The organism is Flavobacterium sp. AJR, assembly GCF_002156885.1.
Taxonomy (GTDB): Bacteria; Bacteroidota; Bacteroidia; order Flavobacteriales; family Flavobacteriaceae; genus Flavobacterium.
Genome location: NZ_NCWQ01000098.1, coordinates 1 through 17,758 on the forward strand (window position 1 = coordinate 1; position 17,758 = coordinate 17,758).

The 17,758-nt window shown below is 33.1% G+C and carries 6 protein-coding genes; all 6 read left to right on the forward strand.

Translation table 11 applies throughout. The features are described 5' to 3' along the window. The first annotated feature begins 119 nt into the window (after positions 1–119). The 6 genes from B8T70_RS20400 (at position 120) to B8T70_RS20425 (ending at position 17,728) form a co-directional block, all read left to right on the forward strand. The gene (locus B8T70_RS20400) at positions 120–11,708 is read left to right on the forward strand and encodes a deaminase domain-containing protein (protein WP_086896031.1); all 11,589 of its coding nucleotides are present in this window, start codon (positions 120–122) and stop codon (positions 11,706–11,708) included. A 12-nt stretch (positions 11,709–11,720) separates the two neighbouring features. Beyond that, positions 11,721–12,173 (forward strand): SMI1/KNR4 family protein, encoded by a 453-nt coding sequence (locus tag B8T70_RS20405; RefSeq protein ID WP_165763238.1) that lies wholly within the window; start codon positions 11,721–11,723, stop codon positions 12,171–12,173. Positions 12,174–12,585: 412 nt separating this feature from the next. Then, entirely contained in the window at positions 12,586–13,998 is a 1,413-nt protein-coding gene (locus tag B8T70_RS20410; RefSeq protein WP_123912135.1) for a DUF5977 domain-containing protein, read from the forward strand. A 630-nt stretch (positions 13,999–14,628) separates the two neighbouring features. After that, positions 14,629–15,645, forward strand: a complete 1,017-nt coding sequence (locus B8T70_RS20415) for a T4 RnlA family RNA ligase (protein ID WP_086896034.1) — start codon at positions 14,629–14,631, stop codon at positions 15,643–15,645. A gap of 1 nt (position 15,646) precedes the next feature. Next, positions 15,647–16,519, forward strand: coding sequence for an AAA family ATPase (locus B8T70_RS20420; RefSeq protein WP_086896035.1), 873 nt, complete (start codon positions 15,647–15,649; stop codon positions 16,517–16,519). Positions 16,520–16,927: 408 nt separating this feature from the next. Beyond that, entirely contained in the window at positions 16,928–17,728 is an 801-nt protein-coding gene (locus B8T70_RS20425) for a TatD family hydrolase (RefSeq protein ID WP_086896036.1), read from the forward strand. Positions 17,729–17,758 lie beyond the last annotated feature (30 nt).

Genomic DNA, 17,758 nt, shown 5'->3' on the forward strand with positions numbered 1-17,758 from the left:
TTTTTTTACAACTAGTAATTTTTTTACAACAAGTAAAAATAAATATGTACTAGCCGAAAGATTGAAAAATTACGAAGTTATTGACCAAAGAAACATTTCCAATAAATAAAATCAGATATATGTATATCAATAAATATTTAATAGCATTTGCATTTACTCTTTTTTCATTGCTAACTTTTGCACAAAAAGAAACACATGCAGAGAACAAACTAGTTGGGAATCAATTACAAGGTCAACCAACATTACTAATAAAAGATCCAAAATTTTTAGATATAAAAAAACAAAAAGTTTTTACGTCTATAAATCCTACGGTATCTATTCATTTTGGTTTTGAAGATGATAAAGCTAATGCAACAGAATATAAAAAAGTATATTCTTGTAAAGTAAATTTAAAAATTACCCCACGTGATTATTTAAATAATGTAATAACATCTTATAGCTATATCGACCCTATCGATAATGTTTCAAAGACAGCAGTTTTTAAAGATACCATTTCGTTAAAAATAAAACATGACAATGTCACAAAAGGGATTCAACTTGACGATTATGCTGTATATAATCTTCCTGGTGTTCATAAAGCAGATGTAAAAATTGAATCAATTATTTACTATAACAAAGCTGGGATTGATACCATTATTAATAATTCGAGAGCATATTTACAATTAAAATTTAGTACAGATCGTTACTATAATTTACAATTAAGTAGTACACAGTCGAGTTCAGTTCTTCCTCTTGAACATAAATTTATAAAATATACTGGAACAGAAGCAGCTGAGGTAAATAATGTCACTAGTGGTGCTGATGAAATTGTAATATCATGGCATAAAGACCCTGTTGCACCTGCTGTTGAATATGAACTTGAATGGACATGGGTTGATAATTTCGCTGCAGATGGAAGTAATTTATTACCAAAACAAATTGCTTTAAGTGATCAGGATTTCAAACTAAACAGTACCAGAATACAAACAAAAGATACGATTTATAAAATCCCTATAGTTTACTCAAAAGGATATATTATTTATAGAGTAAGACCTGTTGGTCGCTTTTTAGATGATATATCTAAAAACTATTACGGCAATTGGACCTCCGGATTTGAAGAGAAACATAAAGATGTAAGCAATTGGTCTCATTTTTTAGAAATTGACAAAAATCACGAATCAGGAAAGAAAAACTGGCAATACCAATCTTCTTTTGCTGAGGACGGAAAGAAGAAAGAAGTCGTAAGTTATTTTGATGGTTCCTTAAGAAATCGTCAAACAGTTACTAAAATAAATTCTAATAATAAAGCAGTTGTTGGAGAAGTTATTTATGATAATCAAGGAAGGGCTGCCATTGAGGTATTGCCAGTTCCAGTAGAATCTTCTGGGATTCATTTTTATTCCAATTTGAATAAAAACAAAAATGGTACTTCTATTTTTACTCATAATGATTTTGACTGGGAAAAAGAAAATGAAAAGGATTGTGCACCTACTACTATTTCAGGAATGGCAAGTACAGGTGGGGCAAGTAAATATTATTCTGCAAATAATATTGAAAAAGGTAACTACCAGGATTTAGTGCCAGTTGCAGATTCACTTCCTTTTTCTCAAATAGAATACACTCCAGACAATACAGGGCGTATAAAGAGAAAAGGTGGAGTAGGGAAGCAGCATCAAATAGGATCTAATCATGAGATGCAATATTTTTATAGTCGCCCTAGCCAAGCAGAGCTTAATCGCTTATTTGGTTACAAAGTTGGTGATGCTTCATATTACAAAAAAAATATTGTAATTGATCCCAATGGTCAGGTTAGTGTTAGTTACCTGGATCCTCAGGGAAGAACTATTGCTACAGCACTTGCGGGTGATAAAAAAGGAAATTTAATTTCTTTGGAAGATGAGACTAAAACTAATCTGCACCAAGTAACTACAAAAGATATATTGTCTAATAACGATAAATATGCTTCTGGAAACAATGGTGTCATTCCAGATGGAGTACATTTAAATACATCTGTAAATATTGTTAAAGCTGATGAAGTAAAATTCAATTATGCATTTGATAAAAAAATAGGGAGTTATAATGATAAATGTTTAACCAATAAATTTTATCCTTTTGTGTATGATTGGTCTATTAGTATGACTGATGATTGTGCAAATGAGCTATTAGTAGGGCTAGAAGGTGCTGAACGTAATTTTAAAATTGGAGTTTCAGATCTTGATTCATATGCACCATCAGTTTTAAATATTACAAAAGCATTTGAAGGAAAGATAAAAAAAGATGCTACAACTTATAGTTCTTTAAGTGTTGGTAATTATAATCTTAGTAAAAATCTGCAGGTTGATACTAATGTTTTAGATAAATATGCAAACGATTATATAGCACAACTAAAAAACAGCACCACTTGTAAACCTGATCTTGCCAAATTTAATGAAGTGATTCAAGCAACAGATTGTAATGTTACTTGTAGAAGTTGTGAAGAAGCTTTAGTATCATCAAATTTAGTAAATGAATCTGATAAGCAAAGTTATGCATCAAAGTTTCCAGCCGATATAAATAGCCTTGGCATTATAAGTGAAAGAGAATCTTTTATAAACATTGCCGAAGAAAGATATGCAAATGTTAATGTAAATAATTTGCTTAATTTATCTGATCTTACAGATGATGAAAAAAATGTTTATAAAAAACATTATAAAGTTGAGTTTAGAGCTTTACTATCTGGTTGTAGAGAAATATGTACACAACCATTAAATCTTTGTAATATCAATGAAGAAATACTATTGGACGATGTTAGTCCAAATGGTCAATACGGCTCAATTACTGGTTTAGAAAACCAAAAAGGTTCAGCTCAAATAGATTTGAATATAGACCCTTTGAGTGTATTTTACGAAGATAATCAATTATTATACGGAGGTTATACAACAACTACCGACACAGATCCTGATAATCCTGCAGCAACTATTGAAATAAAATCATCAAAATATAATTGGAGGTATCCATTTGGAGGTTCTTATAAAGATGATAATGGAGATGTTTCATGGGTTACTATAGTAAAAGGAGAAGATAATAGTTATACACCTGCTTTAAGAGTTCTTGAATCAGGTGAGTCATCTATTCCAACTAAAGATGATCCTACAAACGATGATCCTAATGTAAGATTAGTAGAACCTCAATATTTAAACAATGTTGCAGACTTTCTTGCAATGTGGCAATCAAGTTGGGCAAAAGCATTGTTGCCTTACCATCCAGAATATCAGTATTATGTATATAATTTAGCAATATGCAAAAATGTAGATAATAATGGCGTTAACTCAGATGGTTTTGATGAAAAACTAAGATATTTAGAATATTACGATACTGAAACTAAAACTATAGTTGATACTAACAATGCTATTTTTCCATCAGGAATATTAGCAAATATAATAACCACATTAGGTACTGTTGATCCATTTTATAATCGCAATGAAAATTCGCCTGAGTTTAATTTGCAAAAAAGCATTATGAAAGAAGCTATCGAATTAAATTATGATGGCCTAACTTTTAAAAATACGCAAGGTGCAGCAATAAAAATGAATATGCTGCAAACAGCTTATTACTTTGCAGTACTTTCAAACGGTATTGCTTCTCCTGCAGATTATCAAGCTGTTTTAAGTCAGAGTAATGGTACATTACTAAATACGATTAATAATCTTGACCCTTATTTAAAACAAAAAATATGGTCAAATTTTAAGAGTTATTATATCGGTCTGAAAGAGAAAACCAGTACTGTTTTTGGACATATATATGCGAATAAAAAATTAGCTAATAACGATTGTATAGGAAATGCACAAAGCACTGACTCATATGCCAGCTTATTTAAAAAATACAACCAAACGATTTCTAAAAACGCTGATGAGGTTACTAAATTAATTGCGATTTCATTAGCTACCCAACCTCAAATTCCAGGTGGAGCGACTGGAATACAAGCAATTTGTTCTGATGAAACAGCCCCTTTTTACAAAAATAAAGAGAGACGTTTTGTTGCTGCCGACTATGGCTATGATGCCTCTTTAGAAGATGCCGAAATAATGGCTGAAGCAAATGCCAAAGCAAAAGCCAATCTATTTTTAGAAACCGGAAAATGCCCGTTGGCATTAGATATGGAAACTTTTCTGAAAGGTTTAGTTGATCGTAATATTCAGCCTAATGGTGTGTTGTTAAATACTCCTGCATCTAGTATGCCGTATTTAACGACAGGTATATTTAATGCACAAATAAATCCAGAGTTTAACTTAAGTAATTCGTCAGTATCTCCGAGAATAATAGGAAAAGTTGATGGAAATAATAATCTCAATATTGGTTTTTATCTAACTCCTAATGCTAGCGATAATATTGCAACACCAATTACTTTAAAATTTGTAGACTTAAGCACTCATAAAAATCCTTGTGATTCAGGAGCGAATTCTCCTGAATGGAAAGACATAGCAGGGTTTAAAAACTTTTATTATAAATCGTATAACCCTACTGATAAAACTTACACATTTAGGATTTTAGCTACTATAGTACGTTCAGGAAATCCTTGTACAACTCCAGAAGAGATAATAGTAGAAGGTACAACTAAGGTTGCTGTAGGTGAATGTCATTTTACAGGTGGTGTAGGTGTTGGCGAAACAATTACATTTGATAATTCTCAGTGTGACAAAAAAGAACTTTTTGGGACTGCATTAAGAGATTTAATACTGTATTTTCAAGAAAATAATACCGTAACAACCAATCAGGATATTACAAATATGCCAGTATTTACTACAGGCTATTTAAAAACTTATTTCGGAATTAAACCCGGAGATCTAGTAAAGTGGAACTATGACGGAGCTACTGATGGCAGAATTTTTTCAATAACTGTTAATGATGTGATTCGCATAAAAATGTCTGCGGGAAGTGCTAGAACTAGTATCGGAACCATTACCGACCTTTTCATACCATCTTCAAATATTGGAAATAAAATTACAGTAAAAGTACAAAAGAGCACAGGTCCTGAAATAACATCATGGACTATTGAAACCAGAACAAAGAAACCATTATATTTTGCTTGTTGTGCACCTTGTGGCGAATGGGATTACGATGGTGACGGGTATGGTGATAAATGTGGAGATCCTAATAATGTTGTAAGTGCTTGTAAGTTACCAGATACTGTGGAGAAGAATTATGAGGAAAATTTAAAAGATGCATTTAATGTTGGATTACTTAATAACTCTAGCAGTATTATTGTAGATTCTTTCTTAACGCCCACAATTAATCATTTTATTACAGAATCAAAATTAATTGAACATTTTCAGGCCTTTAAAAATTATAGTTATAATCGTCAATACTATCCGCAAGTGCCTACTGTAAGTCCAGTAGAATTGAAGTTTTTTTCATTTGGTACTAGAGGTAATGGGCAAAATACTATAGCAAGTCTTTCTTTTAAGGATGGTCAACGCCAAGATGAAGCAAGAATTGATTTAGTAATACCTAATTATGCTTCACAAATTAAACAAATCGATGCTATTGATATTACTGATGCTAATCATGCTCGTGTAATAATCACTGATTTTAATAATGTAAAAACGATTGTTCAGAATGTGCTAATTGTATATGCTGTTTACCCTATCTTTTTTAACGATTCTCCGTCATTTTGCCAGTTCATGTCTAACGATTATTATATTAAAACTAATGGTTGTTCAGTAGATCCAAATAGAGAGACTATTTTTGAAGATAATATTTTAGACGTTTTAAATGATTGTATTGAAAAATTAAGCAACAACATACCAATTTATAATATTACGCTTCCTGTTGGAAGTAATTCTAAAATTAAAACCCTTATTGATGAATCAAACTTAGAAGGTGGATTTCTATATGCAAGAAAAGTTTTCGAATCTAGTAATGTTTTTCCAGTTGTAATGACACATTATAAATTTGATATGTATGGTAACGATTTTAATATTGGACTAGGAGATGAGTTTGGGGATAATGGGAATACCATTAGATTGGAGAATTTTAATCCAAGTTCAATAGGTAAAATAAAGAGCATTGATATAATAAATAGTACAAGTGTTAACTTGACGCTTATTGATAATCAAGTAGTTAATTTAAAAACGGATATTTACACTAGAAGAGGAACTATACCTTCACAACATGGAGGTCCTTTCTTATGTTACGTTTTAACGAGTGAACGGACCAATCTTAAAAGTAGAATTTTAGCCTCAAAATCTGCAACAACATTTTTAGTTGGTTCACCTACTTGTAAAGACATTTGTATTCCTCAAACTGTGGCACCAGTAGTGTGTGGAGATAAATGGAATGAGTTTAAGACCACTTTAGAAACAAAAATACCAGATTATATTATTCCTGTAAAATTATCTGATAACGGAAGTTTTTTCTGTGAGGCTAACTATGCCTATATAAGTTCTGACTATTTAAATTATTTAGAAAAGTTTAAAGTTGTAACGGTAAAAAGCCCTTTTTTCTTGACTATTTCTGAATTTGGAGGTACTAAATTAAAATATGGTAACATCGCTACACCTGGTGCAATTAATGCATATCACAGTTATATTCAGGCGCAAAATCCTGCTGTTTCTGGAGAATCTAAAACCTGGATTGAATTTGCTAACGAATACGTGGTTAATAGTAGCTGTCCTCCTGCAACCATGGCTCCATCATTCAGTTTAGAATCTGGTGTAAACCCAACAGATAAGACACCTTGTGAAATTTATAAAAAATCGATCAACGATAGTAATATCCAGCAAATATCAGAGTCTTTTTATGCTGATAAAAAAGAAGAATTTAAACAAAACTATCTTAAAAAGGCTTTAGAAGGTATAACTGAAACTTTAACACAAAAATCTTTTGATAAAGAATATCAATATACATTATATTATTATGACCAGGCTGGTAACCTGGTTCAGACTGTTCCTCCTCAAGGTATAGATAGATTATCATCAATTGATGATGCTACTATTAATAGTGTTAGAAACACACTACCTGAAAATGAGTTAAATAGCATTAATGCTGCAAAAGTTGCTCCTGAGCATCAATTAAAAACGCAATATCGTTATAATTCATTAAACCAATTAGTATGGCAACATACTCCAGATGGTAAGGAAACTCGTTTTGCTTATGATGAATTAGGCAGAATTGTAGCTAGTCAGAATGCTAATCAAAGTTCAAAATCCCTCTTTAGCTACACACGTTATGATGGACTTGGACGAATTACTGAAGCTGGACAATTTAAAACCAAAACAGGACTTTCTCTGAGCATTAATGATAATGGACGATTAGAAAATGCGGCGCATGATTTGGTTTCTGTAGATGCTGTAGAAAAAACTATAAATTATCCGTATAATATAACAGACGCTTCTGAACAAGTAACTAAGACAATTTATGACAATCCAGTAAAGGGTACTCAAAGTTGGTTCACTTCATACGGATTATATAATAGTCATAAAAGAGTAACCGCTGTTTTATACTTTGATACATTTACGAGCCAATCTGCTGTGGCAAGCTATGCAAATGGTATTTTTTATGACTATGATGTACACGGAAATGTAAAAGAATTGGTTCATCATATCAATAATAGTCCAGGATTAACAAAATTAGAAAACACTACAAAAAAAGTGGTGTATGATTATGATTTAATAAGCGGAAACGTAAATAAAGTAACCTATCAGCCTAATAATCCTAAAGATCAATTTATACATCGTTATGAATACGATGCTGATAATAGAATTCAACAAGTTTATACCAGTAAAGACAATATTATCTGGGAAAAAGAAGCAAATTATTTATACTATGATCACGGACCATTGGCACGTGTAGAAATCGGAGACAAACAAGTTCAGGGACTCGATTATATCTATACTCTGCAAGGTTGGTTAAAAGGTGTAAACTCAGAAAAAATTGGAACTGATAATGATGCCGGAAAAGATGGTTTAAGTGTAGCACAAGATGCCTTTGGTTTTGCTTTAAATTATTACAATGGCGATTATAAATCTCGTTTTGCTAATAACGATAATCGTATTTTTAGCTTAAGTAAAGATCTTAATCTGGAAAAACTAAACAATAGTTTGTACAACGGTAATATTAAGGAAATGGTCACTTCATTAACAGACCAAAATCAAAAGATTCTTGCTACCCAGTACAATTATTATGAATATGATCAGCTAAACAGAATTGTAGATATGACTTCTAAGTCGGTTCTTGGAAATACAGTGGCTGATAGTTATGCTTCTAATTATAGTTATTATAAAAATGGAAATTTAAAAACACTTTTCAATTCAGCCCCTAAAAATGGTGTTATTACCGAGATGGATAAGTTAACTTATAACTATAATTCAGGTACAAACCAATTAAGACGTGTTCAGGATGCTATTGCGAATAATGTATTTACAAATGGAGCTCCAGATGACACTTCGCTTGATATTGATAATCAAACTGCCGAAGAAAATTACGAATATGACGATATTGGTCAGTTAACAAAAGACAAACAAGAAGGTATAGATATAGACTGGCGTGTTGATGGTAAAGTTAAATCGGTTACTAAAAATAACGGAACAGTTATTAGTTTTGAATATGATGGTTTAGGAAACCGAATTGCCAAAACGGTAACTACAAGCACTAAAACTACTACCACATATTACCAGCGCGATGCTCAGGGTAATGTTTTGAGTACGTATGAAATGATTAAACAAGGAAATCAAGTATCATACTATCTGGTTGAACAGGAAATTTACGGAAGTAGCCGACTAGGTGTTCAAAAACATAGAACACTTATTAGTGCTGATGTTTTGCCCCAACAGCTAAAAAGGGCTGCGCTTAATAATAAGCGCGTAGCTACTGTTGAACCTGAAATGGCCATGATGTCGGCCTCAGCAGCAGCGGTAAGTACTGAATCTGGTTTAGATTTTATTGCACCAGCAAATAATGCAGTTTGGTTAGAAACAGCTGAGAATTCTATAAATTTATTTGTTAATGCAAGTCAAATAACAAAGGCAATAACGTTAAATGCGCGTTTAAAAATTGATCCAAATAACAAGGATGGAGTTACAAATCTAGTTGCCGCTTTACATGGAACATCTAGAGAAGGTGATTCATGGCCAGGCGATCGTTCGTATGCTTATTTGAGTTCTGCATTTTTATCTGTCAAAAAAGTAGGAACTGGATATGTACCAGTAGTGTCTTTAGTAAAATACAAGAGAGATCATAACCACTATTATATTTGGAAAAGACTTAAGAAGAGAGACCGATTTGCTTTTAGAAACAATAAATATATTGCAGAATATAATATCGTTTCTCCTCCTATTCCTGAAAACGAATGGGATATTAAGGCGGAAATTACACAAGCTTCAGGAGATAACTACAATGTAACTATAACCGTAAATGGAAATGTATACAAAGCAGTCAAGACTACGAGTACCGAATATAATGGAGCGGAAGATAAAGGTAACGACAGAGGGTCTGAAGAGCTTAATATTGTACTTCCTAAAAACACTTTGGGAGCAACAAGTATAAGATACCGTCCAGGTAACCATTCTACGGCAACTACGTCTTATCCAGCGCTATTGTCCGAAATGTGTGATTTTAGCTATTCTGTTAATAACGGACAAGCATTAGAGGATCTAAAGGTTAATGAATACAGTTTTGACGAAGGAGGAGATTTTGCAGGATCACCTACAGGGCCATTTATGACCTTAAATGTAGGGCATGCTGAAACCTACTGTGGTTCTAAAGACGGTGATAAAGACGGTGATGGTGTAATAGATATAGAAGATAATTGCCCAAATGTATTTAACCCAAAACAAGAAGATGAAGATAAGGACGGAGTGGGTGATGTATGTGATAATTGTCGCATAATACCAAATGGTAAAGATCAGGAAGCCATTGCTAATGTAGGGAACCAATTAGACTCTGATGGAGACGGTATTGGAGACGCATGTGATAATTGCAAATATATGGCTAACTTTGATCAGGCCGATAATGATGTTGACGAAAACGGAATCACGAAACGTGATGGTATTGGTGATGCTTGCGACAATTGTAGAACCATTTACAATCCTAACCAAGAAGATGCAAACCATAATGGTATCGGGGATGTTTGCGAAGGATTAGCACAAGGAAAAGGTTCAGATGCTATTGCAACTAAACCAGAATCTGCTTATCGATTTGTGGGAGACAAACAATATGAGTTATCGAACCATTTAGGTAACGTTCTTTCGGTAATTTCAGATCGTTCTCTTATCGGAGTTGGTAATGGGGCAAGTCAAGAGATACTTAATCAATATGATTTTACAGGCTGGGAAAATATCAATATAGATAAAAATTGGGCTCCAGTTGGTGGTGCAGGAATTACGACAAATACAAATAAACTTGTAATGTCTGTAGATTATCGTTCTGATGGAGTGTCATATGTTATCCTTACTACGGCGGGTAAAAAATATACGGTAAGCTATGATTTGGAGCTATTATCCTCTCCAGAAATTAAAGCCAGAGTATATGGTTTTCCTGATGAAATCTATCAAAAAATAGATAAAACTTCAGGGAGACAAAGCGTAACTTTTACTGCAACAACTAGTGTAAGTAGAATAGAATGGGTACGAACCAGAGATAAAGATGGTATCAAGGATATGTTTAGTCTAGATAATGTTACAATATCTACAGAACCTACAGAAAATCCGATTACTTATACTACTTTTAGGCCAGATGTTCTTAGTTATTCTGATTACTATCCTTTCGGACAGTTAGTACCTACCAGACATGGATTTAGTGACTCATACAGATATGGCTTCCAAGGTCAGGAAATGGACAATGAAATCAAAGGCGAAGGAAATTCGATAAATTACACATTTAGGATGCATGACCCTAGGATTGGTAGGTTCTTTGCTACTGACCCGTTGACATCTAAGTATCCTTGGTTGTCTCCTTACCAGTTTAGTGGTAATAGAGTCATGGATGCTGTTGAACTTGAAGGTTTAGAATCAGCATATCTTTCAGTACAAGGAATTCCTGACAACGAACGAAATGCAGTCTTAAAAGGTCAAGAAACGGCTCATAAAAAAGGTGGAGTAGCTGCAATTGCTACTGCTGCAGCAGTATTAGATGCCGTTTATACCAGAGGTTTTTTCATGAAAACTTTATCAGCGGCAGGATTACTTGAGTCAATGAATGAAACTGAACGAGGACATGAGGCTCAGGCAAATGGAAACTTTGCGGAAGCTCGTCAAAGATATGCTAATGCAGGAGAAGCTAGTAAAATGGCTATCTTTGAAGGAGTTGGGGTTTTAGCAGGAAAAGGGATTGCTAAAATTTATAATTTTACTAAAAATTCGGTAGATGCTTCTACAAAATTAGCTGCTATAAGAGAAGCATTTAAGATTGGAAAAGGTAGAAATATTGCTTGGGCGGAAATAAAATTAGGACAAGGGTCAGTGGAAGAAATTATAGGACACTCTGGACAACACTCTGCAAAAGGAACTGCTGGAATTCCTAGTATTTCGAGAAATTATGAAACAAATGTCTTTAATAATAATTCATTTGATGCCGAAATAAAAATATTAGAAGAATTTAGCCTGAAATATAAAAATAATCCAATGGTCAAAGGAGAAATTAAAATCTTTTCCGAACTAGAATATTGTGATTCTTGTCGGGATGCTATTTTTACTCAGTTTAGTAAAAAATTTCCTAATATAAAAATAAAAACTGGGGCTGATGGTATTAAATAAAAAAATATGTATATGGATAGTATAATAAAAAGAATTGAAGAACTTGGCTACAAAATTGAAGGGCTTGACAATGAAAAGATAAAAGCGATTGAAAATTACTATAAAGTCTCTTTACCTCTTGAATATAAATTATTTTTAGAGAAAATGGGAAAAACAGGAGATAAGTTCTTAAGAGGAGAACATTGTTTCTATGATAGAATCTTTGAATTGAGAGAATATGCGAATGAGTTACTAGAAGATGATAATAGTGAATTCAAATTGAAAAAAGAACACTTTGTATTTTATTCTCATCAAGGCTATATTTTTGCTTTTTTTGACACTTCATTAGAAGAAAATCCTCCAATATATTATTACTTTGAGGGAGATTTGGAACCAAAAATAAAATACGATTCATTATCAAGTTTTTTAGAAGAGCAATTAGAAAATCATATTTTATATTTAAAAAAAGGAAATAAAAATGGGTAATGTATCTCACTGGCGCTCGTTTGTCCCCTAAGCTGGCGCGAGCATCTTGCTCGTGAATGCAAAGAGAATCGACAAAACAAATGAATAAAAACAGAAAACCTTGCACCCCTGCTGGCGCGAGCGTCCCGCTCGTGAACGCAAAGAGAATCGATAAAGAATAGAAAATCAAACCTCGTCAGTAATGGCGAGGTTTTTTTCCAGCTCCTCTAAGAGTTCTTATTAATAAATAAATTTGTCGTATGTGCTGTGCGAATGTCTCCTGACTTCGCATCCACAACGATGAGAAACCCTATGACACAATTTTAAATCTTTCTATCTAAAATAGCATAAATATCGAAAAAGATTTATACTATTTTAATTTCAACAGCTGGAACAGAATCCATCAAAATTATAAAATACCACATTAATAAAAATGATTAACGCTTTTACAATAAAACAATCTTGGATTCTTACGATATTCATGATGATTTGCTCTATTACTTTATTTGCTCAGGACTGTCCACCTATTATTGGCGAAATAAAAATCATTCCTTCAATTCCTCCGGGATGTCTAGCTAATGTTATTGCAACACCAGCTTCGCAAGCTATTTCTATGGGACAAACAACATCGATTAATTTAACTAGTACAACCGCTGGTACCACATTTAGTTGGACAGTTATACAAACGAATCTAACTGGTGCAACAATAGGAACAGGAAATAGTATAAACCAAACATTAGTAAATACTGGAGCTACATCTGGTATTGCAATTTATACAATAACCCCACAATTAGGTACTTGTTTAGGGACACCTATTAAGCTTACTATAAATGTAGAAAACTATAAAAATACAGCCAAAAGCGGTTCATTTACCAGAGATAATTGTGGAGCAGGAGGAGCAGGATCTGCAGTAATTTATACTATAGCAGCCAATACGTATACCTCTACAACATCACAAGCTGATGCAGACGCTCAAGCACAAACAGCTGTAAACAATGGAGGTCAGACATTTGCTAATGCCAACGGAACTTGTTCATATTCTTTCGGAAATGTTGCCAAAAGCGGTTCATTTACCAGAGATAATTGTGGAGCGGGAGGTACAGGATCTACAGTAACTTATGCTATAGCAGCCAATACATATACCTCTACAACATCACAAGCTGATGCGGATGCTCAAGCAGAAACTGCTGTAAACAATGGAGGTCAGGATTATGCAAATACCAACGGAACTTGTTCTTATTCTTTCGGAAATGTTGCCAAAAGCGGTTCATTTACCAGAGATAATTGTGGAGCGGGAGGAACAGGATCTGCAGTAACTTATACTATAGCAGCCAATACATATACCTCTATATCATCACAAGCTGATGCAGACGCTCAAGCACAAACCGCTGTAAATAATGGCGGACAGGCTTATGCAAATGCTAACGGAACTTGTTCTTATTCTTTCGGAAATGTTGCCCAAAGCGGTTCGTTTACCAGAAACAATTGTGGAGCAGGAGGTACAGGATCTACAGTAATTTATACCGTACCTGCTAATACGTATTCTTCTACATTTTCACAAGCAGATGCAGATACGCAAGCACAAAATGCAGTAAATATTAATGGGCAGGCATATGCAAATACTAATGGAACTTGTACAGCAATAACATATACATTTGGGTATACTCCTAGTTTACTTCAAACAAATCTTAAACAGAGTACAGTAACTTATATTGATAGTTATGGTAATAGGCAAACCATCACATTAACTAGGAGACCAAACGGGGGGTATAATCCTTGCACTCGAATATATGCTAGAAGAATTATTAGTGTTTATGATGCTAGAACATGTACACTGCCTAACTAATGGAATATCATTCAAAATTAAGAATAAACGCTTGATAATCAGTTGGAATAAATATGATAAATGCTTTTATAATAAAATAAATTAGCTATTCTCCGAAGAGATTATTTAAAGACCAAACTTGTCATATGTGCTGACGAATGTCTTTTTACTTCGCATCCACTACAATTAGTCATAAACATATTTTAACAACAAAAGCAACCCATCTACAGGTTGCTTTTGTTGTTATTAAGGATAAGTAAAAACAAAATTATAAAATTAATATCTATGAGTCTTGTTTGTTTTCTTGTTGGTAGAGATAGTTTATACTACATTTATAGAGTATATACTCAAGTTTATTTTGTATAGTGTTCTATTAAATTAGAAAGCAAAAAGAAAGTTGTTTCACTCAAAATAAAATACATTCCGACATTTCATGATTGGGATTATGCGATACAATCGTGATTTTCTAGTAATATTTTAAGTTTTAATTTATGTTACTATGAGTTAAAAATATTTTGGGAGTTATAGTCAGTAACTTAAAATAAAAACCATTGTTTACTAGTAATCCATATTACTCAAAATAAGATTCTATTTTTCTGCGCAAAATAATTGCGTACTAACTTTTGAATCTTTGTTTAAATAAAAGAAGAAATGAATACAGTACTTTTAAAAGAGATGATATCCAAAAATTATATTAGAGTAAACAAACACCCTAATTATGATTTATATATTTATAATTATACGCAAAGTGCTCAATTTGAAAGAATATGGAATGAGATTACATTAAGTTGTAGAGGATTGATCCTGGATGAAAACTTTGAAGTTGTTGCAAGACCATTTCCTAAGTTTTTTAATTTAGGAGAAATGGAAAATCAAGAAATCCCTAATACAACTTTTGAAGTGTATGATAAAGCGGATGGTTCGATGGGGATTTTATATTGGATTGATGATGTGCCTTTTATAGCGAGTAGAGGTTCATTTGCAAGCGATCAATCCGATAAAGCAAACGAAATGTTGCATGGGAAATATAAAGATTCGTGGACATTATTGGATAAAAACAAAACTTATTTATTTGAGATTATTTATCCCGAAAACCGAATTGTTTTAGATTATGGCGCTTCCGAAGAATTGGTTTTACTAGCAATTATCGATACACAGTCTGGAGACGAATTTCCGCTGGAAGATATTGGATTTCCTATAATTGAAAGATATGAGGGAATCAAAGATATTCAGACTTTAAAAGAAATGGATATCGCTAACAAAGAAGGATTTATTATTAAATATTCGAATAACTTTAGATTAAAAATTAAATTTGAAGAATACCTTCGTTTGCACCGAATCCTTACGCAGGTTTCTAATTTGAACATTTGGGAATATTTAAAAACTAACCAATCTATAGAAGAAGTTTTAGAACGAGTTCCTGATGAATTCTTTGATTGGGTGAAAGAAACTAAAGCCGATTTAGAGAATCAATATGCAGTAATCGAAAATCAATGTAAGAAAGATTTTAAAGTATTCGAAACGGTAAAGGAAACAGCCTTGTATTTCCAGACATGTAAACATCAGGGAGTATTATTTGCAATGCTTAAAAACAGAGATTATTCAGAAATAATTTGGAGAATGATTAAGCCAACATTCGAAAAACCATTTAATAAAGGAGAAAAATAAAATGAGAAAAGTAATTTTAATGAAAGGATTGCCAGGAAGTGGAAAATCGACTTTGGCAAAAAAGATAATCTCAGAAAATCCAGAAACATACAAAAGAATCAATAGAGACGATTTACGAGCAATGTTCGATAACGGAACAACGAGCCAAAATAATGAGAAGTTTGTAAAAAAAGTTCGTGACTTATTAATCGTAAAATGCTTGGAAGAAGGAAAAAGTGTTGTGGTAGATGATACTAATTTATCAGAGACCAATTTGAGACGAGTTACACAATTGGTTCAGGAATACAATGCAAAATTTAACGAAAAGGTAATTGTTGAGGTTCTCGAAGTAAATACAGATGTTGCGGTTTGTATTGAGAGAGATGCTTTAAGAGAAAAACCAGTTGGTGAAAAAGTGATTAAGAAAATGCACCGACAATTTTTTAAAAATTCACCAGAATACACAATCCAAAATCCAGAATTACCAAAAGCAATTATCTGTGATCTAGATGGAACTTTGGCATTGATGAACGGGAGAAATCCTTTTGATGCAAGTAAGTGTGATCAGGATTTATTAAATGAACCAGTTGCAAACGTGTTGAGGAATTATAAGAAACTGGGTTATAAAATATTGTTGGTTTCAGGAAGAGAAGATAGATACAAAGAACCGACGTTGCGTTTCCTTGAAAAATATGCAATAGAATTCGATGATTTAATCATGCGAAAAAGTCAGGATAGCCGAAAAGATTCTATCATAAAAACCGAAATCTATAATGATTTTATCAAAGATAAATACTTTGTAGAGTTTGCTCTCGATGATAGAAATCAAGTAGTAGATACCTGGAGAAACGACCTGAAATTACCATGCTTCCAGGTATATTATGGGGATTTTTAAAGGTGCAAAGGTTCAAAGATGCAAAGGGGTAGAGGTTTCGCTCTGTCGATAAATGATAATCCAAAAGGTTCAAGTTCTTCCTGTGTAGCTGTGTAGAGACGCACAGCAGTGCGTCTAACGCAACATGAGATACAAAGCGAAACAAATAAATTTTGTAGCAAAATAAATAAAAAACAATCAACAGACGGAGGTTCAAATCCTTCCTGCGCAGCTAATAAGTCGCGGTAGTTTAGTATGGGAAAATAGTTGGTTTTTTAAAGGTTCAAAGGTTCAGAGTTACCAAGGTTCAAAGGTTAAAAACTTAGCGTCTACGCGACAAAAAATAAAAAACAATAAAAAAATATAAAGACTCAAAGAGAGAAAACCTTTGTACCTCTGAACCTTTGAGCCTTTACAACTTAAAAAAAAATGAATACATATATAGATATCGGAATTAATTTAACCAATAAACAATTCCATAATGACATAGACGATGTCGTACAAAATGCATTAGATGCCGATGTATCGCAAATGATACTTACGGGTACAAGCGTAAAAAATAGCGAAGCTTCGGCTGAAATAGCAAAAGAATATCCAGGAGTATTATACGGAACAGCAGGAATTCACCCACATGATGCGAAGAGTTTTGATGCACAAAGCATTTCAAGGCTAAGAAATTTATTAAAGCAGAAACATGTAGTTTCGGTAGGCGAGTGCGGACTCGATTTTGACCGTGATTTTTCGCCAAGAAATGTACAGGAATTATGCTATAAAGCCCAATTAGAATTGGCAATCGAAGTTCAGAAACCTTTGTTTTTACATGAGAGAGCAGCTTTTACTCGATTTATGGGTATTACAAATGAGTATTTACCACAATTACCAAAAGCAGTGGTACATTGTTTTACAGGGAGTTTGCAAGAAGCCAAAACCTATCTCGATAACGGATTGTATCTTGGTTTTACAGGAGCAATATCAGACAGTAAACGTTTTAATCATTTAAAAGAAGTGATACAATACGTTCCGCTGGATAGAATGATGATAGAAACCGATGCGCCATTTATGCTGCCAAAAAACACGCCTGCTTCTCTCTTGAAAAAATACCACGAACGCCGATGCGAACCTGCTTTTCTTCCTTTTGTTGCAGCAACAGTTGCACAGTTTAAAGGAATTTCGGGAATTATAGTTGCAGAAGAAACTACTAAGAATGCTAAAAGCTTTTTTGGAATTTAGAATTGAAATTTAATTTATTTTAACCACAAA

Excerpts from the sequence above, each read along its gene's own strand:
- B8T70_RS20400 (WP_086896031.1), top strand. The coding sequence starts at position 120 with ATGTATATCAATAAATATTTAATAGCATTTGCATTTACTCTTTTTTCA.
- B8T70_RS20405 (WP_165763238.1), top strand. The coding sequence starts at position 11,721 with ATGGATAGTATAATAAAAAGAATTGAAGAACTTGGCTACAAAATTGAA.
- B8T70_RS20410 (WP_123912135.1), top strand. The coding sequence starts at position 12,586 with ATGATTAACGCTTTTACAATAAAACAATCTTGGATTCTTACGATATTC.
- B8T70_RS20415 (WP_086896034.1), top strand. The coding sequence starts at position 14,629 with ATGAATACAGTACTTTTAAAAGAGATGATATCCAAAAATTATATTAGA.
- B8T70_RS20420 (WP_086896035.1), top strand. The coding sequence starts at position 15,647 with ATGAGAAAAGTAATTTTAATGAAAGGATTGCCAGGAAGTGGAAAATCG.
- B8T70_RS20425 (WP_086896036.1), top strand. The coding sequence starts at position 16,928 with ATGAATACATATATAGATATCGGAATTAATTTAACCAATAAACAATTC.